The organism is Citrobacter sp. RHB20-C16 (assembly GCF_013890155.1).
GTDB lineage: Bacteria > Pseudomonadota > Gammaproteobacteria > Enterobacterales > Enterobacteriaceae > Citrobacter_A > Citrobacter_A amalonaticus.
Map to the genome: position 1 here is coordinate 4,622,489 of NZ_CP057630.1, position 26,697 is coordinate 4,649,185.

The following is a 26,697-nucleotide window of genomic DNA, read 5'->3' on the forward strand; positions in this document are numbered from 1 at the left end:
ACCTGATCGATGATCTGGTCGCTGATATCGCAGTTATTTTCAACTGGCCGCCCTCAGAGGTTTTCACTATGTCCCTGAGTGAGGTGATAGCCTGGCGTGAGCGGGCGGCTATCCGAAGCGGAAACAGTGAAGATGAAAGACCTTAGTATTCGTGTCGCCTTCAGTGCGATTGATAAGTTAACCCGCCCGGTAAATGCCGCCCGCAACTCAGTGGGCGGCTTATCTGAATCCCTCAAAAAGACACAATCTTCAATCAAGGATCTGGACACACAATCCCAGGCATTCAACCGCCTGAATGAGCGTGTTAAAAAAACATCCCAGCAACTCGCCACCACACAGCGCGCCTTTGACGGCCTGAATAAGGCACAGAAGAACGGCACCGTTCTGACCGACGCACAGCGCGAGCGCATGACGGCACTGGCGGCGAAACTTGATCGCCTGAATGCCATCCGGTCACAGGAGACAGCGAAACTCCAGCAAGCGTCCCAGGCGCTACGCGCGCACGGTGTTTCACTGGCGGGGGGCGATCGCACAATTCAAAGCGCTATCAGGCGTACTGAGCAATACAACCAGACGCTTGAAAGAGAACGGCGACAACTTTCCGCAGTCACCAATGCGCGCGCTCGCTATGACCGTCTGAGCGCCACGGCGGGCAAATTGCGCACCGGTGGTGCATTGGCGATTGGTGCAAGCGCGGGAGCGGGCTACGCTGCCGGACGCTTCCTGGCCCCTGCTGTGGGTTTTGATGAGGAGATGTCGCGCGTAGGCGCACTGACCCGCCTGGATAAAGGCGATGAACAGTTTGCCGCCCTGCGCGCCCAAGCCAAAAAACTTGGCGCTGAAACTGCATTTACCACGCGAGACGCCGCCAGCGGGCAAGCCTTCCTGGCGATGGCGGGCTTTACACCACAGTCAATTCAGACCGCGTTGCCTGGCGTTCTGAATATGGCGTTAGCCGGTGGCATGGATCTGGGAGAGTCCGCCGATATCGGCTCAAATATTCTTACCCAATTCAAGCTGTCATCCGATCAGATGGACAGGGTTGGCGATACGCTAACCGCCGCATTTACCCGTACAAATACTGATTTGCGCGCCCTGGGCGACACAATGAAATACGCGGGGCCGGTGGCGGCTAATCTGGGCATTAGCCTGGAAGAAGCATCCGCAATGGCGGGTATGCTTGCCAACAACGGCCTGCGCGGCAGTGACGCGGGTACGGCTATGCGTTCCAGCCTTTCCCGACTGGCATCACCGCCAAAAGCCGCCGCTTCTGCATTGCAGGAATTAGGCGTTGCCGTCGCTGATGCAAACGGGAAAATGCGCCCGATGGAAACGGTACTGCTAGACCTTTTCAAAGCTACGCAGAAATACGGACAGGTTGATCAGGTATCTTTCTTCAAAAATATCGCCGGTGAAGAGGCTTTTGTGGGCCTTCAGACACTGGTACAGGCGGCGGGCTCGGGAGAGCTACAAAAGCTCACAAAAGAACTTCAGGGCGCTGCCGGTGAATCCGCCACCGTCGCAAAAAAGATGGCGGACAACCTGGGCGGGGATCTAAAAGAACTCGATAGCGCCTGGGAGGCATTCCGCATCCAGATTGAAGAATTGGCAGACGGCGCACTGCGAAAGCTCACCCAGGCACTGACCGGCACGATCGGCGTGATGACTGAATGGGCGAATAAGAATCCGCAGCTATCAAAAACTCTTCTGGCTGTTGGCGGCAGTGCGCTGGCCCTCACCGCCGGGATTGGCGCAACGTCCCTGGCTATTGGCTTACTTCTGGGGCCGCTGGCAAAACTTCAACTCGGTTTCACCCTGCTAACCAGCGGGAGCGGGCTGGGTGGCGCGGTCACACTGTTCAGTCGTCTGTCTGGCGTTATATCCGGGCCACTTGGCGGTATTGGTGGTTGGGGAAAAGTATTTACAGGTTTAGGTACTGGACTGAAAACCCTTAAGGGGAATGTAGGTGGCATTTCAGGGGTGCTGGCTCCTTTACGTGCAATGCTGCTTTCCGCTTTCATTTCACCAGGCACGGCACTTGGTAGCCTACTGAAAGGCATCAGCAAACTAACGGGCCTTACAGCACTATGGGGCGGCATATCCTCTGCTGTTTCAATGCTCGGCGGCGCGCTGTCGTTGCTGTTAAGCCCGATCGGGCTGATTGGCGCGGCCTTCATTGCCACAGGGCTGCTTATCTGGCGATTCTGGGAGCCGATCAAAGCCTTCTTTGCGGGCTTCTTTGCCGGTGTAATGCAGGCGTTTACACCGTTCCGGGATGCCTTTGCCGGACTAGCCCCCATCTTTGGTGTGATCTCAAACGCCGTTTCTCAGTTGTGGCAGTGGTTCAGTAACCTGCTTTCACCGATGACGACCAGCAAAGAGACATTGGATAAATGCGCAAGCGCCGGGGAGACATTTGGCAGAGTGTTTGGCCTGGCGATTCAGGGGCTAATGCTACCTCTGACCGGGTTGGCCAAAATGGTTGGCTGGATACTTGAAAAGCTGGGGCTGATTCCTTCCGGTATCGAAGCGGCAAAGGCAAAAGCGGACAAAGTACAGAAGGAATTAACACCGGCGGGCCTGGCTATGCTGCAGGATAAAGTCGGGGCTCTAACTGGAGACATTAAAGCGGCAACGGCTCCAGCAATCGCGCCACCATCACCGGTGATTGCCGCTGATACGGGAACACAACGACGCCTACAGAAAATTGCCGACAACACCGGCGGGATGCTGGATGAAACCAAAAAGCGGATCGGCCCAGGCGATATCGTGTTTAAGAATCTGCCCCGCGCATTAGCCGTCCACGGTGCATGGCAAGAAGCACAATCAACCCTAGGCGCTAACCTGGCCCAACTGAGCGGGCGCCCGGTTATCGCAGCGGCATCAGCACCGATTAAACCGGCGGCTGAAATGCAGGCTATTGGCGGGCAATCCAGTAAGCAAGCCAGCAGACTGGCTCAAAACACCGCGCCTGATGAAATGCATATTCACATTCATATGCACGGCAATTTCAGCAACGACGCCCGCGACATTGCGCGGATGGTGGCTGATGCAGTAGGGGCAGAATTTAACAAGCGTTCCCGCACTGGCAGCAGCTTCAGAGACAAAGATTAGGAGAGCAAAACAATGATGATGGTTTACGGAATGTTCGTCTTTGAGTTAAAAACCGTTCCCCACCAACAGTTGCAGCAGTCAAAGACCTGGCGGCATGTGAAGAACGAGCGCATAAACCGATCGGCAAAGTGGCAATACATTGGCGCGGGTGACGATCAAATCACACTATCCGGCGTTTTGTACCCATCAGTGACCGGCGGTAAGGTGAGTCTAGCTGTGCTCGATACACAGGCATACACCGGACGCCCCTGGCCTCTTATCAGCGGTACCGGACGGATCTATGGCATGTATTCGATAACACAGCTTCAGACCACCGATTCTGAATTTGACCAGTATGGGGAGCCGAAGAAAATAGAGTTTACGATCACGTTTCAAAGGCAGGATGAAGACCTTCGCGAAAGCCTCCAGTCTTCATCAGTGAGTGACCTACTCGGCAACCTACAAAACACAGCCAACTCAGCAATGAGCAGCATTAGTGCCGCAGCATCCAGCCTGTTCTAAATCGTCGCTTTAATAGCTGTCAATTCCCCGCCTCAGTCTTCACCGTGGCGGGGAATTTTTTGTATAACGTCGATATTCCGACATCAAAAAGCAAGGCAACCCGCTGGCGAGTCTCACCGGCAGAAATCAACCGCCCCGCTTGCGCCCACTGCTCATCAGATAGCTTTGGGCGACGCCCGTCAATTCTCCCCTGTTCCCTGGCGGTCTTCAGGCCCGCCCGCGTCCTCTCAACAATCAATTCACGCTCCATTTCAGCAAGCGCACCCATAACATGAAAAAAGAAACGTCCCATTGGGGTTGATGTATCAATGCTATCCGTCAGGCTTCTGAAATTTACTGACCGCTGGCGCAATTCCTCAACCAGCACAACCAGATGTCTCATACTGCGCCCCAGACGATCCAATTTCCATACAACAAGCGTGTCGCCCGGAGACAAGGTTTTTAATAACCTCTTAAGACCAGGCCTCTCTGATGTTTTACCGCTTATTTTATCCTCAAATATCAGCTTACATCCTGAGCGCTCCAGCGCATCACGCTGCAATGCGGTGTTTTGGTCATTTGTTGATACGCGCACATAGCCAACCTGCATCTGCTTTCCCCTACGCAAAAGCCGGAATGATGCCAGCCAGGCGGGAAAACTGCATTTTCTCAAACGTTGGTTTGGGAGCAGGCTCTCCAGCGATAGGAATTCCGTTCTTCTGGCCGCTGGCGGCGATGCCAAATACCGTCATGGATGAATGGGCAAATATGGTGTTTCTGAAACCCAATGGCGCATCATTCTCCGCCGCTGAATACCCAAAACTGGCGAAGGTCTGGACAGGGCTTGTTATCCCTGACATGCGCGGCGAATTTTTGCGCATCTGGGACGACGGGCGCGGGGTGGATGCAGGGCGCGGATTACTGTCAGCTCAACTCGATGCACTACAAAATATTACTGGTTCTTTTAGCGCAGCAACTGCCGGGGCAGCACAATTAAGTGTGCTTGTTAACGGTGAGGGCGGTGCATTCTATCCAGGCTCTCAGACAACATCTCCTCCTAACGCTCAGGCTACCACCGGTAATGATCGGGTTAACACTATGTATTTCGATGCTGGTCGAGTCGCAAGAACTTCAACAGAAACACGATCTCGAAACATTGCACTTAATTTCCTGATAAGGGCTAAATAATGAAACCTGTATTTGATGAAAATGGTCTGGCGAAAGAACCGGGGAATATTCGCTGTTTTTATTTTGACTCAGTGACTGGTGAATATACCGGTTGGTCGGATGAATATATTAATGTTGGTGTCAGTATGCCGGGCAACTCAACCGATATTGATCCGGGTGAAGCGGTTGCAGGAAAGGTCTCTTTGTTCACTGGTACTGGCTGGCAACTTGAGGAAGATCATCGCGGTGAAACGGTCTGGTCAACTGCTGACGGCAGCGCCGTCACCGTTGATTATATTGGCTCCGTTCACGATGGTTACACCAGCGTTGCACCGTCTACCCCATACGATGCGTGGGACGGGGAAAAATGGGTAACAGATACTGAGGAGCAACAGGCTGACGCCATAGCCGAAGCGGAACTACAGCGCCAGCAATTAATAAATGCTGCGATGCAGTCTATCAGTATCATTCAGTTGAAATTGCAGGCAGGGCGGGTGTTGAGTGATGCAGAAAATAATAAACTCAATGCGACGCTTGATTATATTGATGCGGTTACTGTAACCGATACAGGAACCGCACCAGATATTAACTGGCCTGCCCCCCCGGTGGTGTAGGCCATACGGGTTTTGCTGTATCGACACGCATCAGCAAGACCCGATATTTCTTCCAGTCAGCCAGGACGGCGGTTTCCTCTTCCGTCGCGATCTCTGCATCAACAGCATCTTGCCGCCACTCGATTTCAGAATCAGCATTAGCGCGTAATACAACTTTTTTTGCTTCAGCACTCGCTATTAATTCCGCTTGCGTCGGCTGTGGCGGTTCAACAAGACAGGGAAAGCCATTTTCATCAGTTGAAATGATTTTCCCATTTTCCTGACCAGCAATTAGTGTTGCATATTGGTCATCACTAATTTCAACAGCAGAATCTGGAACGGTTGATGTAATTTCAGTGTTGTAAAGCGCCACCGGATCAGATGTGAAAAATTTCATTTTAATTTCCTTTTTTACCAGCCAATTGCCAGCCAGCCCCACGATGATGGCGGAACACTTGTCGAGCCGGTGCCCATGTTCTGGACATACCAGTTTACAGATGTCTGCGACGGAACATTAAATTTTACGTTCGATAAATCCGTTCCAGCGCTGGAATAATCGTGTGTCAAAGCGACAATGCAGGCATTTGGAAATGCAGCCGGGAAAATAATCGTCCCGGATGTCGATGAACTCGAGAGTGACGACGCCTGGATAATAAGCGCTCTCTGCTCACCCAAAAACAACACCGGAATTTTCGCGACAAGAGAGTTTGACGTTATATCCAGCGTGGCTGCGTCCATTTTTGCCGCATCTCCCAAACCAAGGTTTTTGAGAACCTCACCAACCAACCCGGCATCAGCCAATTCTTTAAGGGCATTTTCAATCAGCGGGTATTGGCTATGCGGATTATCTTCGGCAACGTGCTTTTTCATCACGTTATCTGCATATGTTTTCACCTCAATAACCGCACTATCAACATACTGCCGGGTTGCCAGCACAACGGACGGATCAACTTTCAGGGTAACTGCGTCTGTGCTCGATACCGTGAGCATCATCCTGATAACCTGCGTTCTCCCCGACCCTTCCTCCGTAGTGGCCTTGTACGTTTCCGGGCAGTTAGCCACCGCAATCAAAACGCCATCAGCGTCAAAGAGTCCGATCTCACGAATCCACCACCCGCCAACAGATTCAGGAATAATCTGTTCCGCAATAATCTGGCTGGTATTCTTTTCATCTACTGACAGCGAGTTAAGCTGGGCACGTCGCCGCTCGTTAACCAGTTCCGTCTGTGCCTGGTTAGGTGTTGGCGAAACGCCACCACCGTCACCGACTGCAAGCGAAGTGATCTCTAACTTCTCACCCAGCGCAGCCATATTTGATAATTTTGCCGCCCCCTGATTTGTCAGCAGGGCAAAGAATTTAGCCGCCATTTGTTACCTCTAACGTATCAATAATATGAATCGCACCCCCGGAAAAATACCCGCCACCAACTTCTACGGCTTCTGGCATATAGGGATAAATTGTCATCACGTCTCCGCCATAACACCCGGCGTGGGCGTATACCTCTCCCTTAGCTTGCATACTGATCGCAAGACCGGTCAGGTGGCGTGAGCATGGTTTTGCATCGGCGATCAGGCGCTCAAGCTCCAGATAGGTTTCCTCTGTGATCCCAGAATCTGAGACGCCGATTTCAAGCTGGAAAGTTCCCCGCTCGCCGCCGTTCTGCCACCATTCCACAACCTTAATCAGGAAGCCAAACGGCTCAACAACCCGGCGCAGGGCCGCAATAGTTCCCTTTTGCCGGTGTACCAACCACGCGGATTTAATGACCTGGCGCTTTGTTTGCTCCGACCAGTTTTTATCCCAGCGATCAACGGATAGCGCCCACGCGAGATAGGGCAACAGGGCAACCGGGCATTCATCAGGATTCCACAGCGTTTTCAGGTCTACGGGTAAATCACTCACGCGCCAGGTTGCAGCTTCAGCGCCGCGCATAAAATCACTGGCTGACGGTGGCAACAGACTGTTATTCATCAGTTCCACCCCTCGTGATGGTGACGGAAGCGCACCGCGCCGCCTGGGTATCACTGATAATTATCCGCTCTGGCAGATCCAGTTCTACGCGCTGCACCCCCTGAACGTGTAGCGCCGCCAGAATTGCCGATTTCGCAACATCAAGACCGATCCGCCCCTGGCTTTTGAGCCACTTTTGCAATGAAGCCTCAGCCGCGCTCACAACAGGCTCAGATTCAGGGCCGGGGTAAAGATAGAGCGTGGCCTGAATGTCATAACTGATAATCTCCGCGCTCTGGACTGTCAGCCGGTCACCAACAGGGCGAATACTTTCACTGGATAACATCGCGTAAACCGTAGCGATCAGTTCGTCAGAAGCCGCCCCGTCTCCCTCGGCAGACAGCACAGACACCACGACCTCGGCAGGGGCCGGACTTGACGCTTTGGCGTCTGCAACTTTCCCCGACGCACTTTTAGCGAAGTATTCATAAGCACCCGTAGGACCAGCAACACTCAACCCTTCAAAAGCAGATTGCGCACGCAAGCGCAGCGCGGAGTCGCTTTCCATTACCGCATCCGTTGTATCCGTCGCCTCTGCCACTGTCAGGCGTGCTGTATTGTTGTTAGCTGCCAGGTTATCCAGATCCCCGGCATTGGCATGGCTCAACATACAAGCTGCAGCACCGTCATTTATGTTCTGACGCAACATCAATTCCCGGTATGAAAACACCTGGGCGATCACGGTCAAAGGTTCTGACTCCAGTGTCATAGCCGCTGCTATTGCCGGTTGTTTTTCCTGTGGGTACGCAGCAATGATCATCGCCATTACGTCACTCAGAATGGCTTCATAGTCCAGCGTTGCGATAATCTCCGGCGGCGGGAGTTCTGATAAATCAACTGTCGCCATTGCCTTACTCCTTCACCTTCACAACACCGCTTACAGGCTGCATTGTTGCAGTAACCAATCCGCCTAACTCAACCGTCACAGCCCCGGCGTCTGAATACGTAATATCAACCTGGTTCAATGCTATCCGCGGCTCCCATTGCGTCAGCGCAATCACGGTGGCGCTCATTAGCTGAAGCCGTGTTGTTTCGTTTTTCGGGGCGTCCAGCAAATCAGGTAACAAGCTGCCATACGTCCGGCGCATCACACGCGACCCCAGCGGCGTCAGCAAGATATCTTTCATGGATTGCCAAAGGTGATCGCTATCTGAAACCGTCCCTGTGCCGTTCTGGTTCATGCCCGTATATTTCGCTGTCATGCCGTCCCCTTAGTCCTGTTGTTACCACTCTGAACACCACCATGATCATGGTCGTCAGCCTGGACACCGTTTGACGTCAGTGCACCACCACTGTGATTTACATCGCCGGTCATCTTGCCGCCTTCAGTGAAATCAAAGGTTTTCGCCTTCAGATGGTTGGTGCATTCCACCTCTGGCGCATCAAGCGTGATTTTCGTCGCGGCCTGGATAGTGGCGGTTTTCATGCCGCCGGCACTCAGTGCACCCGCCCCCGCGTCATAGCTGAATTCAGCCCCATCAGGCGCGGTGATCATCATCTGCATCAGACTGCTGGCGGGGGCGTCGTTTTCACTGCTGTACAGACTGCCCAGCACAACGGCGGTTTCAGGATTGCCGCCCATACATCCCAGCAAAACCTGTTCACCCAGCGACGGCGGGCACCAGAATTTGAAAGCACCGGCGCGCGTTGTCGTCCAGCGAAGCCAGGTTGTCTGCAAATCATCGCTCTGCACCCGCACGCTCTTACCGTCTTCTGATATGGCAAAAACCACACCTACGCGGAGCACGTTAGACAGGAGGCGCAACAGTTCGGCACTCATGCCCCGGCACTCCCCAGGCTGTTAATCACCGCGCTGCGGATCAGCGCTTCATCGGCCTTAGAGATCCCCAGCAGGACACGCGGCGTATACTTCGCAAACGCCCCCGGGCCAACCTGTTCACGCAACCCGTACTGATGAATACGCGCAATGCGGGCCGCCATGCCGCTGTAACCCACTTCGGCCCCCTCACTGGATGCCTTAACTTTCATAAATCTGGCAGTTCTCAGCTTCACGAACATCGGAGCCTTGACCATTTTTGGACGCTGGCCCGCGCGAGTATTAATTTCGGTAAACCGCTCAATATCGGCGCGGTAGAACGTGCGGATCTCGTTACGGTCTTCATCAAAGCCGGTAATGGTTCGCCCATATTTACCGCGCCCGCTATGCCAGTTTTTCAGCCGTCTTAACTGCCCTTCCCAGACAAAGGCGATCCCCTGCTGGGTTCGCAGCGTTTTACGTCGACGGGCCGGGTACTGGCTACCATCTGGGTTGCGCTGTGCGCGGATGCGCTGCTGCTGGCTAATCCGCAAAACCTTACCCACGGCGCGCGCTGTTCTGGCCCGCCCGCTGGATGACACGCCCGCCAGGATGTCGGCAAAATATTGATCCAGCGCGTGAACATCACCGGCATTCATTGGCTGTCACTCCCCGGCGCGCTAAACATCGCGCCCCACTCAGGCACCATGCGGGGGCGTGGCTCTGGCTTATGTTCAGCAGTTAACTTTCCAGCCTCATTGCGCGACACGATCACGCGCTCGTTAATGGGCAATTCGAAGAAGAGATCGGCGGTGTCGTCGTTATTGATTGCCGTTGTGAACTTAATTTCTTTGTTCTTCTCCGGGTTCAACAACAGTTGCGGCTGTTCCTGCCATAGCCAGGCCATCAGCGGCAACGTGAAATCGTCCAGATCACCGGCAAAATTCATCACGAAGAGGCACAGCGTGTAGGCGTAGACAAAATCAGCCGTTTCGCCGGTCGTCTCAACGTGCCCTGATTCAATAAACACGCTGAAGGCTTCAGGGTTGGCACGACACCACGGGTTAGCACTGGTGAGCGCCTGGCGTAATGAGTTAATTTTCAGCATATTGTTCCCCTCCCTTCTGGCGCGCCATGCGCAAAAGATTTAACGCCCTGATATCATTTTTATCCGCATTGCAGGTATCAAGCGCGTCACGTAGCTGATCGGCCCAGATTGCAATACCGCCCCATGTCACCGGCGGTTTCAGTACCGGCGCGGGCGTTTCATTTGTGAGGCTTTCCGGTATCGGTTCGTGAATCAGCCGCGTTTGCACTCTGATTTTTTCGGAGCAACCCATCAGCGACAGCAGCAGGAGCAAGAGCACCGGCACACGAATCATCACGCATCCCCTCTGTTATCTTTTCGCGGCGTTGTTCGCCTTCAGTATTGCGGGCCTGTTCGGTCTTCCTGGCCTCAGCCAGCACCGCGCGCGCATCAGCAGACAGATCGCGCATTTCACCTATCACGGCTTCGCTTTCATCAAACATGCTCTGTAACTTCTGTTCGTTGTCATCAGCTACAGCGCTCGTATATCCCCGGTAATACCCGCTGACGTAAGTCGCGGCAGTCAGTACCAAAAACCATAAAGCTGTTTTCATTGCGCCCTCGCATCCATCCTGCACCATGCCTGAAAGTCAGTGCGCCGATTGACCAGCCCTTGCGAGCGCTTACCGGCACTGTTCACAAAGTCTGTTAAGCGATCACAGACGCCGCGCCAGTCATGCGCCTGTGCGTTTTTCCAGATGGTTGTGCGCTGTTTGCGGCCCTGCTTATCGGTGAACCACATCAGGCCCGTACAACCCACATTCAGCCCACCATCAACCATGCTTTCGAACACCTTTTGCGGCATCGCTTCGCCGTTAAAGTTCTGGTTTATACAGCGCTCAGAATGCTGCATATCGCTAACCCACCGGCGCGCTACTTCTGCATTGCTGTATTCACGTTTTTGCACATTGCCGGTAGAGCCAATCCCCACGGTCAACACTCCGGCGGTACAGTAGTAAGGCGTGTTGCGGCAATCTTCCCAGGCCGCTATTTTTTGCTGTGCTTCCGGCGACGTTCTCAGCGCATCGGGTGACATTGAGAAACCCAGAGCAACGATCACGGCGATAGAGCAACGCTTAATAACCGTCTTCATCATCGCCCGCCTGAAATTGCGCCAGCTTCACGCGCTCAGAATCGGTAAGCCCCCGGCGCTCGGCTTGATCAAGAATTTGCTCAATCAGTGAGTTTCGGCGGTCCTGTGCCTTCTCCACTCGCGCACGATGTACCCAGGCGCGCCAGCCGGACAGAATGCCCAGCACAAGACCGGCAACCCCCAGCTTTTCATTCCACGTCATCACACCAACGCCAACGCTGATGGTTGAAGAAACCCAGGTAAGCCAGTCCCACAGCCGGTGAAACGAATTCAACTCCATAGCTGCACCATCTCCTGTGCGGGCTGAGTATCGATATCCGGCATCTCTACCACCTGCCCTGCATCTAAAAAAATCCGCCCACTCAGCCCCGGATTGGCGCTTAATACCGCTTCGGTAACGCCTTTGGTTTTTCCGTAGTGCCGGTGGCATAGCTGATCCAGCGTGTCACCCTGTAGCGCCGTAACTTTCATCAGCACAACTCCGCATAAACGCGGAGCTTGCGCTGAATATCGGCGATAGCCCATCGAGCATCACGCCAGAGATCTTCCCGTTGTAAATCCAGCGCGGCGGCGTCTTTATCACCTTTTGGCGTGGTATCAACGTCCCTGTACCCTTCAATCACCAGGGCGCGGGCAATGGAATAAACCGCACGGTGATAGCGTGATACTTTGACGCTCTTACCGTTTACCTCCACGGCGGGCACGCTCTGCAACGTCTCATACCCCAACGTCTGCTGATTTAGCTGCCACTCTTCAAGCTGTTCAATAACATGGCCCACGGCCTCCGTAGTGACGTGCATCAGTCGCGTAGTGGTGACGCCGCCAGTGATACGCGCCGCCATGCGTAGATCTTTCAGACTGATGACAGGCCAGAAACTACCGGCAGTAACGGTGGCGTCACCGTCATCAACGTCAGTTACGTCACTGCTGGCCGGAAATGGCGTTTTCGCGGCTACCAGGCTACTCATGAGCACTCCTTGAAAAATCAGGAGGTGGACGCGCGGTGAAAAGACCAGTTACGGGCAGATCTCCGCGCGTGCCTCCTGTCGGTCGGGGCCGAAGTCGTTAAGATTCTTTTTTATCTTTCGCCGTTTTACGCGGTACGCGTTTTTTTGCTGCCGGTTTTGCAGCTTTATCCGCGCTCGGCTTACGTTTGGTTTTCTTCTCTGCGACAACCGGCACAGGCTCCGGTTGTGCTGTCACTTCCGGTTGCAGAGTCGCCAGCTTCTTCAGTTCGCGTGAAATAGACTGCATTTCACGTTTCACGCCTGCGGCGGGGTTCAGTTCCGTCGCACGACGAAACAGTTTTAATGCTTCACCTTTTGTCTCATTGTCAGCCGTTCCACGGCGTGCGAAGGCGCGGGCCTTGCAGAGCTTGGATTGCACTTCATCCGGCATATCGGCCCCGGCGACAATCTCCGCCAGTTCATCCAGTACGGTGATATAAGCCGACATATCCGCCTCAGCGTCAGTCGTCGCGACGTTCAGCGCCTGATTGCTGATTTCTTCAGCCAGCATCACCGGCGCGGTACGTTTGAAGTCGTCACGCATAGACAGGCCGTGCTTCACCACGTAGCGCCCGATCTTCAGCGCTTGCGGGTAGTCCTGGCAGTCAATCGCCCACAGCATCATCGTGGTGATCACTTCATCCTGTCGCCCGCTGTCGCCCTCCAGCGTTCCATCAATCCAGCCCTGATAATTAGTCAGCATGTCGCGCTTCATCACGGCCTTTGTTTCAGTAGACTGCACCGCTTTAAGAGAAGCCTGATCGAGGCGTAGACGGTGCAAAATTTGCTCATGCGCAGTGCGCACAACGCCATGTTGTGCGACGCTGTCTCCGCGTCGATCAGCCATCACTTTTTGAAAGTGTTTTTGCGCTGGGGTTAGCATTTTTGTCTCCTGGTGGCGGGCGCAAAAGCGCCCGCAATTTCAGTTACGCGCCCGCGTTTTCGTCAGGCTCTTCGGATTGGGTTTCCGGGGCGGCCTCTGCGAAGGTGATCCCGTCAATGAAGGCGCATTTGCCGTAGTCTTCTACAACGAAGTCATCGTTTGAGGACTGATAGTTAGCTACGCGGTTATATTCCGGCTCTTCTTTGATGGTTCGGCGCAGCGCACCCAACTGGTAATACACAGACAGGTTTTTCAGCGACGTGATCAGCACGCAGTCATCAGGCATGTACGGCGCGAATACCACCGGCAGACCGCCAACTTTTTCACTGGACACAATCAACTGTGCCGCGATCAGTTCGCTGTTCGGATTGGTCTGGCTCAGTGCGTTCAGTTTCGGGAAGTAACTGCTGGTCAGCAGGTCTGCCGACAGAATCACAACCAGATCAGGCGCTTTGCGGTGCCACGAATCCAGCAGCGTGTTTTTGGCGTCAAATACAGCCGCGTCCAGGTTGCCGTAAGTGCCTTTGGCTACAATCTTGTTATCTTCATCGCGCGCGGTCAGCGTGACCTTGCTGATAATGCGGTGCGGGGCTTCATTGCGGATTTTCTGAAGCCAGCCAACACCGCAATCCTGCAACAGCGGATTAGCTGCGCGGTCAGACTTTTCAGCGTATGACGTACCGTTAAAACCAATCATGATGCGGTCCAGCGCAATCTGTCGGGCGTTTGCTTCGCTGATCAATGCCTGGAAATTCGGTTGCATGGACCAGGCATCCAGTTGCGAATAACTGACGGCTGAGTCGTAGTTGGTTTTACGGCAGCGGTAAACACTCGGCTCTTTTGAGTGATTGTCCACCGGGTTGCGGCGGTTGGTGCCGTCGCTGCTGTTGTTGGTGTTAGCGATCGGGCCTTTGCTGCCAATCTGGATTTTCTGGCCTTCCTGGGCTTTTACCGGGAATACGTTAATTTTCTTCAGAAAATCATCACTTTCCATCGACGCCTTTTCCATGCGCTGCTGCACAGACGGTTCAACGCTGAAGGACTTGGCAACATCATCAGAGCGCACGCCGTTTAAATTGGCCTGGCGATCGATATAGCCGTTAAAGAGTACGCGGGTACTGTTTTCCATGTTTTTTAATCTCGTATGCGTGGTTAGTAGTCGGCCTGTTCGACGCCGGAGTTACCGCCCTGTGCGGGCTGGCGGCTGAAGGTGCTGGCGTCCTGTGTTGCCAGCGTAGCTTTCAGACTGGTCAGCTCACTGGTCAGCTTCTGGATTTCCTTAGCGTCATCCGCGCGCTGGCTTGTCAGTTCCGCAACCTGATCGATAAGGCCCGCCTGAGACGTGGCAACACCTTCAACCACTTCGCGCACCTGGCTGAATTGCTCGCTGTCGGTTTTATGGTTTTTGGTCAAAAGTTCCTTCATGCGGCTAAACCACTTGCTGCCTTCATCGCTTCGCTGCACTGCCAGTTCGATCACTTCAGCTTCAATGGCATCAGAGAACATCGCGCTTTCGCCCTGCTGCTGATTGAACGCCTGCACCTGCTGACGCTGCTGGGCCGCAAACTTCAGACGCTCAGTACCCAGGCTTGCCGGGGTATCAGTCATCGCCAGGCCGACAATGTAGGCCTTACCGTTCAGTGCAAATTGCGGGTGCAATTCGATACTGGAATAGACTTTCTTACCGGCATCTGTCAGCGCCTTCATTTGCGCTGATGGTTCAATTTCCGCATATAACGCAGTGCGCCCCGCTAGCGGGCCTTCAGTAATGTCCTCAGCGCTAAGCGCCGTAACATCACCCATCGCGCCAAAATCACTGCCTGGATAAGGCGAGAGATAATGCTCAACATTCACGCGAGCGCCGTAAACGTCCGGGCTATAGCTCGCGGCAGCATCACGGAGGTGATCTGGTCGAATTTCGCGACCGTCAACGGTGGCACCGGAGACGGCAACGCGGAATTTCTTCCGGGTAGATTTGCTGGTTTCACTCATGTTCTTTCCTGCCAGTTGGTTTCTGTTTTTCCATGATGTCAGTTGCTAAGTCATTGTCTCAACGCGTTTTAGTTGTCAGAGACAACCCACAACCCAAACAGCAGGAACGGCCCACGCGCGCGGGTTAATCTCTCCATCGAAACGAGAGGACACCTCATGATCCAGGACGCATTTGTAAGGCAGAGGGCAAAGCAGCTTTACTGGCAGGGCTACCCGCCAGCAGAGATTTCACGCCTGATGGGTATCAGTCAGAACACGGTTTATTCGTGGAAGAAGCGCGACGACTGGGACGAAACGCCAGCTATTCAGCGCGTCACGCAATCTATTGATGCCCGGTTATGCCAACTCACCATGAAGCCGACAAAGACGGGCGGCGATCTGAAGGAAATTGACGCGCTCACGCGCCAGGTGAAGAAGCTGGCAGAAGGACAACCGGCGCAGCCATTCAAGAAGGCGCGAGCGAGCAAAAAGAAAAACCATTTCACCGAAGCGCAGATCGCCGCGCTGCGGGAAAAAATTCAGGACTCTCTGGCCTGGCATCAGCAGGGATGGTTTGAACAGCGCCAGCAACGAAACCGCATGATCCTGAAAAGTCGCCAGATTGGCGCAACCTGGTACTTTGCCCGTGAAGCGCTTTTACAGGCGCTGCGGGATGACGTTAAGCACGGGTATCAGCGCAACCAGATTTTTCTGTCAGCATCACGTCGCCAGGCGCACCAGTTCCGGGGCTTCATCCAGAAGGTTGCCGAAGAAGTCGACGTAGAGCTAAAAGGCGGTGACAAGATTTTGTTGTCTAACGGGGCCGAATTGCATTTTCTCGGCACGTCTGCTGCTACCGCACAGAGCTACACCGGCAACCTGTTTTTCGACGAATTTTTCTGGGTAGGCAACTTCACCAACCTCCGCAAGGTGGCTGGCGCAATGGCAACTCTGAAAGGACTAACGCGCACTTATTTTTCAACGCCATCAAGCGAAAGCCATGAAGCATACCCCTTCTGGACGGGTAAGCGCTGGAATGAGAAGCGGGCAAAATCCAGCCGGGTAGAGTTCGACACAAGCTGGAAGACGCTCAACAGCGGCCTGTTGTGCCCGGATAAAACCTGGCGGCAGATTGTCACCCTGAAGGACGTGATCGACCACGGCTGGGAGTTCACCGATCTGGAAGAAATTCAGGACGAAAACACCCCGGACGAATACACCAACCTGTACATGTGTGAGTTCGTCAAAGAAGGTGAATCCGTTTTCTCACTTAATCAGCTACTGACGTGCGGCGCGGACGGCTACGACGACTGGCAGGACTGGAAACCCTACGCACCCCGCCCGCTGGGTGATCGTGAAGTCTGGATAGGCTACGACGCCAACGGCGGCAGCGGCAACGGTGACAGCGGCGCTGTTTCTGTTGTTGCCCCTCCCCTCGTCAGTGGCGGCAAGTTCCGCACGATAGAAACGCGCCAGCTACGCGGAATGGAGTTTGAAGAACAGGCCAAAGTGATCGAAGAACTGACCATTAAATATAACGTCCGGCACATCGCAATTGACGGCACCGGCATTGGTGAAGCGGTCTGGCAACTGGTCAAAAAATTCTTCCCGGCGGCGGTCTGTTTCATCATGTCGCTGTCATCAAAGCGTACCCTGGTACTCAAAATGCAGCAGGTGATCCGTGCGGGCCGCTGGGAGTATGACCGTAGTGAACAGGCGTTAGTGTCAGCATTCAACGCCGTCAGAAAAATCACCACACCAGGCGGCATGGTTACTTATGACACTGATCGCGCGCGCGGTGTCAGTCATGGTGATTTAGCCTGGGCAAATATGCTGGCAGTCATCAACGAGCCGCTTGGACGTGAGAACGGCAGCGGCGGCGGTTCCGTAAGAGAGTTTTAATGAACACAACAACACACGAAAGCGGCCTGACTATGCTTACTGACGGCACACAGCAACATGATATTGGTGAAGCACTTAAGCGCGATCCAGCCCTTAGCGCTTTCACCTTTGATGGACCATATCAGGTCACTGATGCTTATGACCTGCTCGACAACATGTATTGCGCCGACAACGGCAGATACTACGAAACGCCGGTGGACTGGTACGGGCTTGCGCGCTCATTCGGCAAGGCGTCCTGGCACCAGTCAGCGCTGTACTTTAAGCGTAACGCGCTGGCTGGCTGCTTTATCCCACACCCGCTACTGTCTCGCCAGACGTTCTCCGCCCTGGCCCTTGACTGGTTTGTGTTTGGTAACTTCTACCTGGAAGAACGAAAGAACCGGCTCGGCGGGCGCTTGCCGCTTCGCCATTCCCCGGCGAAGTACACCCGGCGCGGCACCGATCTGGATACATACTGGTTTATCAGGCAATGGAAAGACGAATGCGCTTTTCCAACCGGTACGGTCTGCCATGTGATGAACCCTGATATTCACCAGGAGATCTACGGAATGCCGGAGTACATGGGCGCGCTATTGTCAGCCAGCCTGTCACACTCGGCGGATATGTTCCGCAAGATGTATTACGAAAACGGATCTCATGCCGGATGCATTCTGTATATAGGTACATCACAGGTGGACGACGCTGGCGTAAAAGTCATACAGCAAACATTGGCGGGAGCCAGGAACAAAGGCGCATTTAAGAACGTAGTGATCCACGCGCCAGGCGGCGGAAAAGACGGGGTACAACTGATGCCCTTTAGCCAGATATCCGCGAAGGATGAGTTTTTAAATATTAAATCAGCCACGCGCGATGACATCCTGGCGGCTCACCGCGTACCACCGCAACTGATGGGAGCCATGCCGGACGGCAACGGCTCATTCGGTGATGTGGAGAAGGCCGCGCGCGTGTTTGCCATTAACGAACTGATGCCAGCGATGGAAGCACTGAAGCATGTCAACGACTGGCTGGGGGAAGAAGTGATCCGCTTTAAACCTTACGCCCTGCTGGAAACCATGAAATAACCAACCCGCCGCCATCCCGGCGGCGCTCTCCGCATCACCTCAACACACGGCGCGTCAGCGCCATTCTAAGCGCCCCATCATCTAAACACGCCATTACACGCACACAACACACAGAACGCAGCAGCGCGCCAGAATTGCGCCAATTTCCCTATATTTGAGGGATACCCCTACCTACCCCGCCGCGCGGGCTTTCCCCCCGTCACCTGCGCGCGACAAACACGCGTCTTTTTGTGCACTTGCAGATCCACCGTCAGCCAGCATAGATCCTTGGGAGATCCACAAATAAAAGGGCTGATTTTTTTGTGCAATTTTGCGCACTATTGTGCATATAAAAAACCCCTCGCATGAGGGGTTCGTTGTAATGAATATTTATGAACGAATTGGAATGGAGGTTTGAGGTTGAATTGGAACCAGTACCTGATTGTAAGCACGTAAAATTTCGTTATACAGGTCTTGGTGCTTCGCTGCCTTCACGGTGATGATAAGAGCGTACTTTATCTTTTCCGCCTTGTGACTCGCTATGCTAGCCCCTGCTTCACGAGCGTTATAGTGAATATCAAACACAGGATTTTTTAAAGTTGAACCCAGCATGTTCTTTGAACTGTGCAGCACAGTTTCCCATTTGCCCATATCAGAGCGCCGCTCACTTTCAGTTGAGTATTTGGCTAGCTCAAAAAAACCTTTAGTTTCAGCATTCTGTTTACCATCTTTAACTCTTGAATCATTTGGGCGGAATGTAATCTCAAGACCAGCCTTTGTGTAGGAAGCCGAATCTTGCGGATCTGTTGTTGTGGCATAACAGAAAGTTGCCGTTAAGTTTATTTTACCTTTCAAGCCACCTTCAGGAATGGGAAGAGAAGCGCGTAAGTATTTTCCTGGCTTCAATTCACCTTGATAGACAATACGAGCAACACCATCAGGGCTGACAATGATGTCGTTTAAGTCCTCAGGTAGTTTCCCCCAACCCACTTCAGCGCAAGCGTGATCAAGCGGTTTTGAAGCATGAATCAATAAAGCTTTTATCGCCAGTTGACTCAAATCACTTCCTAAAATCGCCCTAACACCAACGGCCGCACGCAAAGCGTAAGGAGAAGCAAAACTTGTTCCCCGTTGCGGTGTGATGACAGGTTTTTTACCTTTTCCCAATACATGAAAGTACTCGTCGATATCGCCACCAAACGCAACTAAATCAGGCTTCATCACGCCAGGACTTCTACCCGGCCCAATAGCACTATATGGTGCTCGTTTCCATTCAGTTTCATTAACACTATCGCAAGCCCCAACAGCCAAGGCATTCACGCAATCAGATGGTACTTGAATCCTTGCATTACCTGACTCACGATCCATTTCGCCATTGTTCCCAACAGCAACAGTCATTAGTGTTTCGCCATCACTTAATAAATCATCTATTACAGAGGTCCAAGCGTGAACTTCCGTATCTTCAATTGGTAGATCCGGCCCTAAACTTAAGTTGATAAATTGATACTGACGAGACAACAATACTTCTTCAATGAAGCCCAACGTTCGATATAACTCCAGAGGATCTTCTTGGCAGGTCTTATTATCCAGTACCCTTAAGTTATCAATATAAGAGTATGGCCTTTGCACCTCTGACTTGTTACTAATTGGCCCGAATAAAAAAGCCGAAGATACGGCTAAACCATGCTCTAAACCATCAGGATCATCTTCTGCATGATCGTCCAAAACCCTATAGGATTTTAACCACGGAGATATAGCATGCTCTGATGGTAAACCACCATCAAGAATAGCGACTTTTATTTCTGAAGATACTGGCCCTTCAGTAGGCAATTTACACTGGGCCAATGGCCCAGAAGCCCTTTGTATAGGCCTAATACCACGTAACTTTGGTACAGGTCTAATTACGCGTACAAATGTAAATTTCGCGAGCTTATCAATAGCAATTCGATCTGCCTGAATTGGCACGAACCACAACGTACCTGCGGTAAAAGCTAAAGAGGTATGTACTTTGATGTTCAGAGTTGACGCGAATCGAACAAATTGTTGCTGGATCAAATCTTGTCCATCCTCAGCCAATAGATGTACGCCAACCTCAAAATACGACGTATCCATATCACCTGCGGTAACAATACGCTCTTCAGGCAAATAAGCTTCAAACTTTTCTATACGCGCAAAATCAATCGCTTCATCAGTTAACTCTTTAAGCCCAGACACCCAATGAGGTAACTCTTCGAATGATTCTCTTTTACCCGCAATAAACATCTGTGTTGTTGTAACCTCAGAAACAGCAACTTTGCGTTTCCAGCTTTGCGGCGTAACTCTAACCGTCCTGCTCCCAATTGACGTTAATCCGGTCGATTTCAGCATCTTCGCAGGGAAAAAGGATCGCGCAATATAGCTTGGATTGATAGTTACCTTTGCTACTGCATAATCGTCAGGACATGCCCGACCAGGTAACTTAGCAAAACTTTCTATCGTAGATGCAATTTGCGGTAACAGGCGCTGTTTCGATTCATAAAGAGAGTACACCTCAGCTTTTCCTGGGGCTCTTTTTGGACCGGGAATATCATTGGTTAATAACTCGCCGCGTCCAATCAGAAAATTAGTTTTCGCCATACATACTCCTTATCTATGCTGCGTTAGTCTTTTTAGAACTATATTTTCTAATTGTATCCCTGCTGACCCCAGTTAAGTCTGATATGGCATGTTGGGATAGTTTAGAATGTCTGTTAAGGTTAACAGCTATTTCAATACGTTCATTCCTTTCTAAATCTGATAGACCATCTTTAATGAAAGATTCAATCAACTCCTCATCTGAAGATATGCCTAAAGCAACTGAGCGGCGGAATTTATTAATAGAACGCTCAATATTACTGAATGATTCATCTTTGAACATGATGACAAGCAAATCTATCCAACGAGCAAAAATGGCATAGTCGGGGCCTAAAAAACGCTTAATAGCCTCTTTAATGCTTTCACTATTTGGTTTCTCAAAATTTAGAACCAAATCAAAACGTCTCCATAATGCCGGATCAATCAACTCAGCAAAGTTAGTTGCAGCAAGCAACAGACTTGAAGAAGGCCATTCATCAACCTCTTGAAGTATCACAGTAACAAGCCTCTTTAATTCTCCTACATCAGAATCATCGCTTCTTTTTTTGGCTATTGAGTCAATTTCATCTAACAGAAGAACACACGGCCCTCTCTTTGCGAAATCAAGAGCCGCACGAAGGTTATTTCCGCTTTTCCCAAGATAACTACTCATTACAGCAGTTAAATCCAGAACATAGAAAGGAACACCTAATTTCTGTGCTAACCAACTTGCCGTAAGCGTTTTACCCACACCTGGTGGGCCAACAAAAATTGCGGAACGTGTTGGTTGTAAGCCAAGGGTCTTAAGACGGTCTATATGCTTACGTTCAAGAATAATCTGATCCAGTGAGTCTTCTATCTGACTAGAAAGCAATGGCTTACTGGTAATCTTTTCATTTGGTGCTTTCAGTAAAGTTAACCTTGAATCCTCGTCCACAGGCATAACCTGAGACTGAGTCGGTTTTGGCATCGTAGCCTTTCGCAGACCTTGGGCAGGCTTCTGCGGTTTGTTCCGTAAATAAAGATCAAGCTGCTCAGATAGAGCAGGCATAGTTTCCCGATATTTGCGCACCAAGCGAGCGACATACAACCGAACATCATCATACTGTTCAGCTATTACCAGTCTAACTAGCTGGGCTAAATCTGACTGAATACCACTTAAGTCGCCCATCTTAATCGTAACCTCTTAATTTTAAACAAATTATAAAAACAAACAATTGGACTACTTATAGTATTGCACTTTTTCACCGAACAGGAAAGCGGAATACTATATGAAATTACAGTATGCCCTATGAATCACACTTCCCTCGCAGCCTGGCGCCAGCGGCTAATCAATGCCTCTGCCTTGTGCCGTGCCAGCGTCTTGCGCCAGTGCATATCTGTACCGGTCACAATCAATTCACCCGTTAATGGGTTGGCGCGATATTTAGTATCAAGTGCCGTCACCTCTCCCCCTTGAGCCAGCTTCAGGGCCTGAACCGGGTTGATTGAAATTTTTCTTAGCTTCGCCCACCCCATAATTTCCTGGGCCAGGGATTCAACTTCCTCGCTCACCGCGCTTTCTTCCTGGCGAATAGCATGTGCGGCCTTCATATAGCTTTCGGCCCTGGCCCGGTCATAGTCGGTGCAATCACCGGCAGTAATGCTTAAAGCGAGTGCCTCAAACTGATCAGCAGGTGAAACACGCTGATTCGATTTGTGGTTTCTGATGTCTTCCGCAATCTGTTTTCTCTGATCTCGGCTTAATTGACCGATTTCAAATTGCTCTGGCTGCACTTCGTCAGCTGACACAGTCAGATCTGGCGGATTTAAAGGGGGTGAATTTGTATGTTTTTTATACTCGGTACAGTTATTGACACGAGTCCAAGAGGGCGCGGGCGCGCCCTTAAGGTCAAAACCTCGACCGGCGGCGTCGTCTGCTTTCGGCTTCTTTTTGACAATGCGATAAGAATGGAGGCGGGTTTCAACCGGAGGAACGGTCGATGCTGGCATGACCACCCCTTTGATAACCCTCTGAAACTCGCCGTAGCTGCTCGGCTCATCCCGGTATTGATACCAGGCGCGCAAAACAAGCCTATTCCGTGTTACGAACGGGCCACCCTGCAAGGTGATGTAGTCCTGCCAGTTCCCCGCATGGGCGGCGCGGTGTAACTCACCGAAAACCGGACTGATACGATCTGCCATTTCCTGATTCTTCAGGCGGCGTAACTCACGCCAGACAGACACCGGAGCGCCACCCAAAAACTGAAACTGACGAATGCCCCAGCATGAGGCCCAGGCAGTAGCGTGTTTTGCTGTCTCCTTAAGTGGGCGTCCGCTTTCATCGTCGCTTTCACCATCCAGTGCATAGCCGTCGATGTTTTTAGATATGTACTTAACGACATAGCCAGTAGCGCTCCCCAAAGCCGGATCTATCGGCTTAAGTTCAAAGCGGGGCTGTTTGCCATTCTTGCCGGTGAGTTCGTCAGCATCTTCACGCGTGGCGTAGTCTTCCATCACTTCCAGTAACTCTCCGGTATGTTCCGGGGCTGTGAACAGAAGGCCATGCCAATGCGGAGTACCATCATGGTGAGACTCGGCAACACGAAGGCCAAAAACGGGAATCTCACGGCGCGCAAGCTCCGCGCGAATCAACTGCCAGACGCGATTAAGGTAGTTTTGTGTCTTGCGGGGGCTGGCTCCGTTCCATTTGCTGTTGCGATGCCCGAACGCTGTAAAGGCATGATATTTAGACGGCGCGGTCAGGGTGAAGAAACTACCGGCAAAACCGCTTTCCGTTGCCACCTTCTCAAATCCACCAATGCGCGTCATCAACTCAACACGGCGCTTTTCAGGGTTAGAAATGCTCTTATCAATCTGCTCTATCAGCGAAATGCGCTCACCAGTTACCTGATCCTCAAGTTCAAGGCGGCTCATAATTGCGCGGCTACGCTTACGGCGTGAATCCCACTGCGTAACGTGATGTTTGCTGCAATACGGTGAGACGTCGCGGCGCACATCACCATAGGCAATGTGCAAATGTTCGCGCCAGCGGCGGGCGTACTTGCGCAGAAGGCGTGACCAAAAGCGATCATGAAGGGTTTTTTGTATTGCTGCCGTCGCTTCATCAAGCGCCATCTGGCGCTTCTTCGCCCAGGGCGGCACCAACCTGAAATACGCAATCAGCCTGGAGCCTTCACGCAGCATGCGTTTGGTGTATTCAGTATCGTTGAACACACTCGCGCCCTCGCTCACTTCAGCCAAAACAGTATTGGCATAAATGGCTATGTCCTGAGCCAGCAAATCAATATCTTCATCCGTGCAATCCGCCAGATTATTAAAGCGGCGGACAAGTTCACGCAGATTTTCAAACGTGTGAAACAGTGGGTTTAGTTCAGAGAAAATGATCCACTCATTGTCTTCTGGCACAGCGTATTGTTTCGTGACGTTTCTGACGTGTGGAAGCTCGCGCTTAACGATGTCGCGCAACTTCAGTTTTGCGATATGACGCCCTTTATCCTCGTGAACGGTATTAATGTAAGAAGCAATGCGGCGGCGAATGAAAGTAGGTAATGGTTTGAGGGTATCTTCTACCCACGCGAAAAACTCCTGCTCTTGGCCCAGTTCATATAGGTCAACAGCAGGAGCCTTATCAACGAAGATGGCTGCTTTTGGCTCATTCCAGGCGTAAGCATACCGGGCTGGCTCTAAAGAGCCTCCCGGCATGATGGTCATGCTATGAGATCGGCGAACTGAAGACATTAACCAGCCCAAACAAAAACTGTGTCACCTTGCTGTATCGCTCTGGCGTCACGCTCTGAGTAAGTGGTCAGGTTGATGTTGCGATAGCCCCCCTCACTGAAAATTTCAACGCGAGTGATCCAAAAGTGGCGATATGCGAGGACGTCCAAAACCTTTGTCACTACTGCCTCTACGGTATTCATCAGAAGTCCTCCGGGGCTGTGTATGAATCGCAGATCTCACAGTTACGGCAGCAGAAGGAATCGCTTCCCGACTCATATCCATCACATGCCACAGCAGGGCAACAGGTGGCGCAGTAACCACGCCCCACTTGCCCGCACTCGTCACAGATGCGCAGAGAACCAATCACCTCACCAGCCAGGTTGCGGGATTTAGCCCCTACAGAGCGGCGGACCTCGAATGAATTAAGGGTGAACGGGTAGTAAATCTGGCGTGTCTCCGGGGTGTCACTGCCGGAAATAACAGAAGGGATTTTTGCCTGGTTGTAGAGGCGTGAAAGAATCGCAACTAGGGCGCGATGGTCTTCATCGGTAAAAGGCTTACCGTATGCAGTAAAATTGGCAGTCTCGCTGGCTGGCAGGTACGGAGGATCGCAATAAACCACGCAGCCTGAATGCCCGATAGATAGAGGGATTGTTTCTCTGAAATCACCATGCAGGAACATAGCCCCTTTGTCCCACGCTCTTTTTGCAAAATGCTGAATCTCAGCCACAGGGAAAATTGGTTTTTTACGAAAACCAAAAGGAACATTGAATTCATTCTTTAAATTAACGCGGTAAACACCGTTGTAGCAGTGACGATTTAAATAAAGAAACAGCGCTGCATATTTGGCTAATTCATCATTTGTATACTGTTCTCTATGCCCTGTGTACTCACGGTTAAAGATATTGAAGTCATCACGATTTATGTAATATGCATCTTCATTATTACCAGCCAAAAACAAGGCGGATGCATAAGTTAAAAGCGCTTCTGTGTTGCGCTTAACCATAGAGAAGAAATTAATTAGAGCTGCATTGCTATCACACAGAATATAGGTTTTATAGTCAGTATTCAGAAAGACGCTACCACTACCCACAAAAGGCTCAACGAGGCATTCACCCTGCGGCAGAGCATCCAGTACATGAGGCATCGCGCGAGACTTGCCGCCAGCCCAGATCAGAGGGGAGTTAATCATTTTTTTTGCTCCTTGATTTCTGCGGCCTGTTCTCTGTTGTCGATCCAGTTTTCCAGGCTGCGATAAATTTCATTGATGGACAGCTTTTCTTTTTTCAGCAAGGTTAATTTGATACGTAACAACCCAAGCAGGTGCGCACGTTCATTTGTTTGAATTGTCATAATCAACCCTCTGAAAAAAGATAAAGCGAAGCCCCGGCAAAAATGCCGTAAATAAACAGATTCAGATTGCAGTTATTTAATTAGCGCGCACCGCTATTCCAGTGCTTTTCTAATTCAACGCTGAAGGCCTCGCAAATAGAACCGCCCGGAAGAATAGAAAAACGAATGCCTGTTTCTTTGCATCGCACCTCAAAACCATTTCTCGCAATATCAGATAGCGCCATACCCTGAACAACATTACTCGATTTGCTGTATTGATGATTTGGACCATAGCCACTACGGGACGGCGCGCGGGTTCCGTCCTGCCTAGAAGCGTTGATGCTCTGGCGAGCGTTCAGAATTGCTGCGGTTGAAGTAGTCATTATTTCCCCCGATGAAGCTGATCAATCGTCTGACGGGCCTGAGACAGACCGAAGTCCAGCCCCAGATAATTTCCGCCTTTGGTGATTTGGTAGCGCTGCCGTGAATACGGCTTTTTGCGCGGTAACTTCACGATGGTGAAGCCGCGATAGATTGCTGTCTTGCTGTTGATTTGGATAAGCATCATCAATCCCTTCGCTTGAGCTATTAAAGGCCCATCCAGAGCAACCAGGCATCACGCTGTTCAACAGGGCGGTTGTAAAACGCCTCACGTACACCGCGATTAAACTCCGGCACAAAAACCAACTTGTCACCGGCGCGGGCGTTTGGTTTCGATGGATCACGAAACTCAACGACCGGCAGTTTATTTTTTTCAATCATGGTTTGTACGGCTGTGCGCGGTTTACCCAGCAATTCCGCGAACTTATCAGGATGCACCGCATCTAGCGGGTACTGAATAACGTAATCAGTCGCTTCCATAACTATCTCCATTCTCATTTGGTTACATGCTAACCTTGTAAGATCCAGCCGGTTCAAAACGGCTCAGGATGGTTCCTGAGCGGCT

At 51.8% G+C, this 26,697-nt stretch carries 33 protein-coding genes; 7 read left to right on the plus strand and 26 right to left on the minus strand.

Annotation, left to right across the window (positions count from 1 at the left end):
• The first annotated feature begins 5 nt into the window (after positions 1-5).
• From HVX64_RS22070 to HVX64_RS22080, 3 genes are read left to right on the plus strand one after another with little or no spacing between them, the layout of a single operon-like run.
• Positions 6-146, plus strand: a complete 141-nt coding sequence (locus HVX64_RS22070; protein WP_032237403.1) for a GpE family phage tail protein — start codon at positions 6-8, stop codon at positions 144-146.
• Positions 133-3,114 (plus strand): phage tail tape measure protein, encoded by a 2,982-nt coding sequence (locus tag HVX64_RS22075; protein ID WP_181825164.1) that lies wholly within the window; start codon positions 133-135, stop codon positions 3,112-3,114. The genes HVX64_RS22070 and HVX64_RS22075 overlap by 14 nt, the downstream gene beginning before the upstream one ends.
• A 12-nt stretch (positions 3,115-3,126) precedes the next feature.
• On the plus strand, positions 3,127-3,615 hold the full coding sequence (locus HVX64_RS22080) for a phage tail protein (protein ID WP_181825165.1): 489 nt from the start codon (positions 3,127-3,129) through the stop codon (positions 3,613-3,615).
• A gap of 19 nt (positions 3,616-3,634) precedes the next feature.
• Here HVX64_RS22080 and HVX64_RS22085 read toward each other — a convergent pair whose 3' ends face one another.
• Positions 3,635-4,204, minus strand: a complete 570-nt coding sequence (locus tag HVX64_RS22085) for a recombinase family protein (protein ID WP_181825166.1) — start codon at positions 4,202-4,204, stop codon at positions 3,635-3,637.
• 26 nt (positions 4,205-4,230) lie between these two features.
• Here HVX64_RS22085 and HVX64_RS22090 point away from each other — a divergent pair, with 26 nt between their 5' ends.
• Both HVX64_RS22090 and HVX64_RS22095 read left to right on the plus strand, forming a co-directional pair.
• On the plus strand, positions 4,231-4,782 hold the full coding sequence (locus HVX64_RS22090) for a tail fiber protein (RefSeq protein WP_249418889.1): 552 nt from the start codon (positions 4,231-4,233) through the stop codon (positions 4,780-4,782).
• The gene (locus tag HVX64_RS22095) at positions 4,782-5,375 is read left to right on the plus strand and encodes a tail fiber assembly protein (protein ID WP_047660148.1); all 594 of its coding nucleotides are present in this window, start codon (positions 4,782-4,784) and stop codon (positions 5,373-5,375) included. The genes HVX64_RS22090 and HVX64_RS22095 overlap by 1 nt, the downstream gene beginning before the upstream one ends.
• On the opposite strand, the gene HVX64_RS22100 is transcribed toward HVX64_RS22095, so the two are convergent.
• The 16 genes from HVX64_RS22100 to HVX64_RS22175 all read right to left on the minus strand — a co-directional run bounded on the left by HVX64_RS22100 (position 5,347) and on the right by HVX64_RS22175 (position 15,183).
• Positions 5,347-5,751 carry a tail fiber assembly protein gene (locus HVX64_RS22100; RefSeq protein WP_181825167.1) on the minus strand — a complete coding sequence of 135 codons (405 nt, stop codon included), beginning with the start codon at positions 5,749-5,751 and terminating at the stop codon, positions 5,347-5,349. The two genes, HVX64_RS22095 and HVX64_RS22100, sit on opposite strands and share 29 nt — an antisense overlap.
• A 14-nt stretch (positions 5,752-5,765) precedes the next feature.
• Positions 5,766-6,722: a phage tail protein gene (locus HVX64_RS22105; RefSeq protein WP_181825168.1), complete on the minus strand. Its 957-nt coding sequence runs from the start codon at positions 6,720-6,722 to the stop codon at positions 5,766-5,768.
• Complete coding sequence (locus HVX64_RS22110) at positions 6,712-7,326, minus strand: phage tail protein I (protein ID WP_181825169.1); 615 nt, start codon at positions 7,324-7,326, stop codon at positions 6,712-6,714. The genes HVX64_RS22105 and HVX64_RS22110 overlap by 11 nt, the downstream gene beginning before the upstream one ends.
• Positions 7,319-8,212 carry a baseplate J/gp47 family protein gene (locus tag HVX64_RS22115; RefSeq protein ID WP_181825170.1) on the minus strand — a complete coding sequence of 298 codons (894 nt, stop codon included), beginning with the start codon at positions 8,210-8,212 and terminating at the stop codon, positions 7,319-7,321. Before HVX64_RS22115 ends, HVX64_RS22110 begins: the two co-directional genes overlap by 8 nt.
• A gap of 4 nt (positions 8,213-8,216) precedes the next feature.
• Positions 8,217-8,567, minus strand: coding sequence for a GPW/gp25 family protein (locus tag HVX64_RS22120; RefSeq protein ID WP_181825171.1), 351 nt, complete (start codon positions 8,565-8,567; stop codon positions 8,217-8,219).
• Positions 8,564-9,145, minus strand: coding sequence for a phage baseplate assembly protein V (locus HVX64_RS22125; RefSeq protein WP_181825172.1), 582 nt, complete (start codon positions 9,143-9,145; stop codon positions 8,564-8,566). Before HVX64_RS22125 ends, HVX64_RS22120 begins: the two co-directional genes overlap by 4 nt.
• Complete coding sequence (locus tag HVX64_RS22130; protein ID WP_181825173.1) at positions 9,142-9,780, minus strand: phage virion morphogenesis protein; 639 nt, start codon at positions 9,778-9,780, stop codon at positions 9,142-9,144. The genes HVX64_RS22125 and HVX64_RS22130 overlap by 4 nt, the downstream gene beginning before the upstream one ends.
• Complete coding sequence (locus HVX64_RS22135; RefSeq protein ID WP_181825174.1) at positions 9,777-10,229, minus strand: phage tail protein; 453 nt, start codon at positions 10,227-10,229, stop codon at positions 9,777-9,779. Before HVX64_RS22135 ends, HVX64_RS22130 begins: the two co-directional genes overlap by 4 nt.
• 158 nt (positions 10,230-10,387) lie before the next feature.
• Positions 10,388-10,762: a hypothetical protein gene (locus HVX64_RS22140; protein ID WP_181825175.1), complete on the minus strand. Its 375-nt coding sequence runs from the start codon at positions 10,760-10,762 to the stop codon at positions 10,388-10,390.
• Positions 10,759-11,301, minus strand: a complete 543-nt coding sequence (locus HVX64_RS22145; protein WP_181825448.1) for a lysozyme — start codon at positions 11,299-11,301, stop codon at positions 10,759-10,761. The genes HVX64_RS22140 and HVX64_RS22145 overlap by 4 nt, the downstream gene beginning before the upstream one ends.
• The gene (locus HVX64_RS22150) at positions 11,285-11,581 is read right to left on the minus strand and encodes a phage tail protein (RefSeq protein WP_181825176.1); all 297 of its coding nucleotides are present in this window, start codon (positions 11,579-11,581) and stop codon (positions 11,285-11,287) included. Before HVX64_RS22150 ends, HVX64_RS22145 begins: the two co-directional genes overlap by 17 nt.
• Positions 11,572-11,772 (minus strand): tail protein X, encoded by a 201-nt coding sequence (locus tag HVX64_RS22155; protein WP_181825177.1) that lies wholly within the window; start codon positions 11,770-11,772, stop codon positions 11,572-11,574. The genes HVX64_RS22150 and HVX64_RS22155 overlap by 10 nt, the downstream gene beginning before the upstream one ends.
• Entirely contained in the window at positions 11,772-12,269 is a 498-nt protein-coding gene (locus HVX64_RS22160) for a head completion/stabilization protein (protein ID WP_181825178.1), read from the minus strand. Before HVX64_RS22160 ends, HVX64_RS22155 begins: the two co-directional genes overlap by 1 nt.
• A gap of 97 nt (positions 12,270-12,366) precedes the next feature.
• Positions 12,367-13,191 (minus strand): phage terminase small subunit, encoded by an 825-nt coding sequence (gene gpM, locus HVX64_RS22165; protein WP_181825179.1) that lies wholly within the window; start codon positions 13,189-13,191, stop codon positions 12,367-12,369.
• 43 nt (positions 13,192-13,234) lie between these two features.
• Entirely contained in the window at positions 13,235-14,320 is a 1,086-nt protein-coding gene (locus HVX64_RS22170; protein WP_181825180.1) for a phage major capsid protein, P2 family, read from the minus strand.
• Between the two features lie 23 nt (positions 14,321-14,343).
• The gene (locus HVX64_RS22175; protein ID WP_181825181.1) at positions 14,344-15,183 is read right to left on the minus strand and encodes a GPO family capsid scaffolding protein; all 840 of its coding nucleotides are present in this window, start codon (positions 15,181-15,183) and stop codon (positions 14,344-14,346) included.
• Between the two features lie 156 nt (positions 15,184-15,339).
• Here HVX64_RS22175 and HVX64_RS22180 point away from each other — a divergent pair, with 156 nt between their 5' ends.
• A complete protein-coding gene (locus HVX64_RS22180; RefSeq protein WP_181825182.1) occupies positions 15,340-17,064 on the plus strand; it encodes a terminase family protein in 1,725 nt (574 codons plus the stop codon).
• Between the two features lie 32 nt (positions 17,065-17,096).
• Positions 17,097-18,125, plus strand: a complete 1,029-nt coding sequence (locus HVX64_RS22185) for a phage portal protein (RefSeq protein WP_249418909.1) — start codon at positions 17,097-17,099, stop codon at positions 18,123-18,125.
• A 369-nt stretch (positions 18,126-18,494) separates the two neighbouring features.
• Here HVX64_RS22185 and HVX64_RS22190 read toward each other — a convergent pair whose 3' ends face one another.
• The 9 genes from HVX64_RS22190 to HVX64_RS22225 form a co-directional block, all read right to left on the minus strand.
• A complete protein-coding gene (locus HVX64_RS22190) occupies positions 18,495-20,720 on the minus strand; it encodes a S8 family peptidase (protein WP_181825184.1) in 2,226 nt (741 codons plus the stop codon).
• A gap of 13 nt (positions 20,721-20,733) precedes the next feature.
• Entirely contained in the window at positions 20,734-21,867 is a 1,134-nt protein-coding gene (locus HVX64_RS22195) for an ATP-binding protein (RefSeq protein ID WP_040118242.1), read from the minus strand.
• 125 nt (positions 21,868-21,992) lie between these two features.
• Complete coding sequence (locus tag HVX64_RS22200; RefSeq protein WP_249418890.1) at positions 21,993-24,410, minus strand: replication endonuclease; 2,418 nt, start codon at positions 24,408-24,410, stop codon at positions 21,993-21,995.
• 26 nt (positions 24,411-24,436) lie between these two features.
• Positions 24,437-24,619, minus strand: a complete 183-nt coding sequence (locus tag HVX64_RS24015; protein WP_220186620.1) for a hypothetical protein — start codon at positions 24,617-24,619, stop codon at positions 24,437-24,439.
• Positions 24,619-25,611: a Dam family site-specific DNA-(adenine-N6)-methyltransferase gene (locus HVX64_RS22205; RefSeq protein ID WP_181825185.1), complete on the minus strand. Its 993-nt coding sequence runs from the start codon at positions 25,609-25,611 to the stop codon at positions 24,619-24,621. The genes HVX64_RS24015 and HVX64_RS22205 overlap by 1 nt, the downstream gene beginning before the upstream one ends.
• Complete coding sequence (locus tag HVX64_RS22210; RefSeq protein WP_181825186.1) at positions 25,608-25,772, minus strand: hypothetical protein; 165 nt, start codon at positions 25,770-25,772, stop codon at positions 25,608-25,610. Before HVX64_RS22210 ends, HVX64_RS22205 begins: the two co-directional genes overlap by 4 nt.
• A gap of 80 nt (positions 25,773-25,852) precedes the next feature.
• The gene (locus HVX64_RS22215) at positions 25,853-26,134 is read right to left on the minus strand and encodes a hypothetical protein (protein ID WP_181825187.1); all 282 of its coding nucleotides are present in this window, start codon (positions 26,132-26,134) and stop codon (positions 25,853-25,855) included.
• Complete coding sequence (locus HVX64_RS22220) at positions 26,134-26,319, minus strand: DUF4761 domain-containing protein (protein ID WP_233471372.1); 186 nt, start codon at positions 26,317-26,319, stop codon at positions 26,134-26,136. The genes HVX64_RS22215 and HVX64_RS22220 overlap by 1 nt, the downstream gene beginning before the upstream one ends.
• Before the next feature lie 20 nt (positions 26,320-26,339).
• Positions 26,340-26,612 (minus strand): Cox family DNA-binding protein, encoded by a 273-nt coding sequence (locus HVX64_RS22225; RefSeq protein WP_181825188.1) that lies wholly within the window; start codon positions 26,610-26,612, stop codon positions 26,340-26,342.
• Between the last annotated feature and the right edge of the window lie 85 nt (positions 26,613-26,697).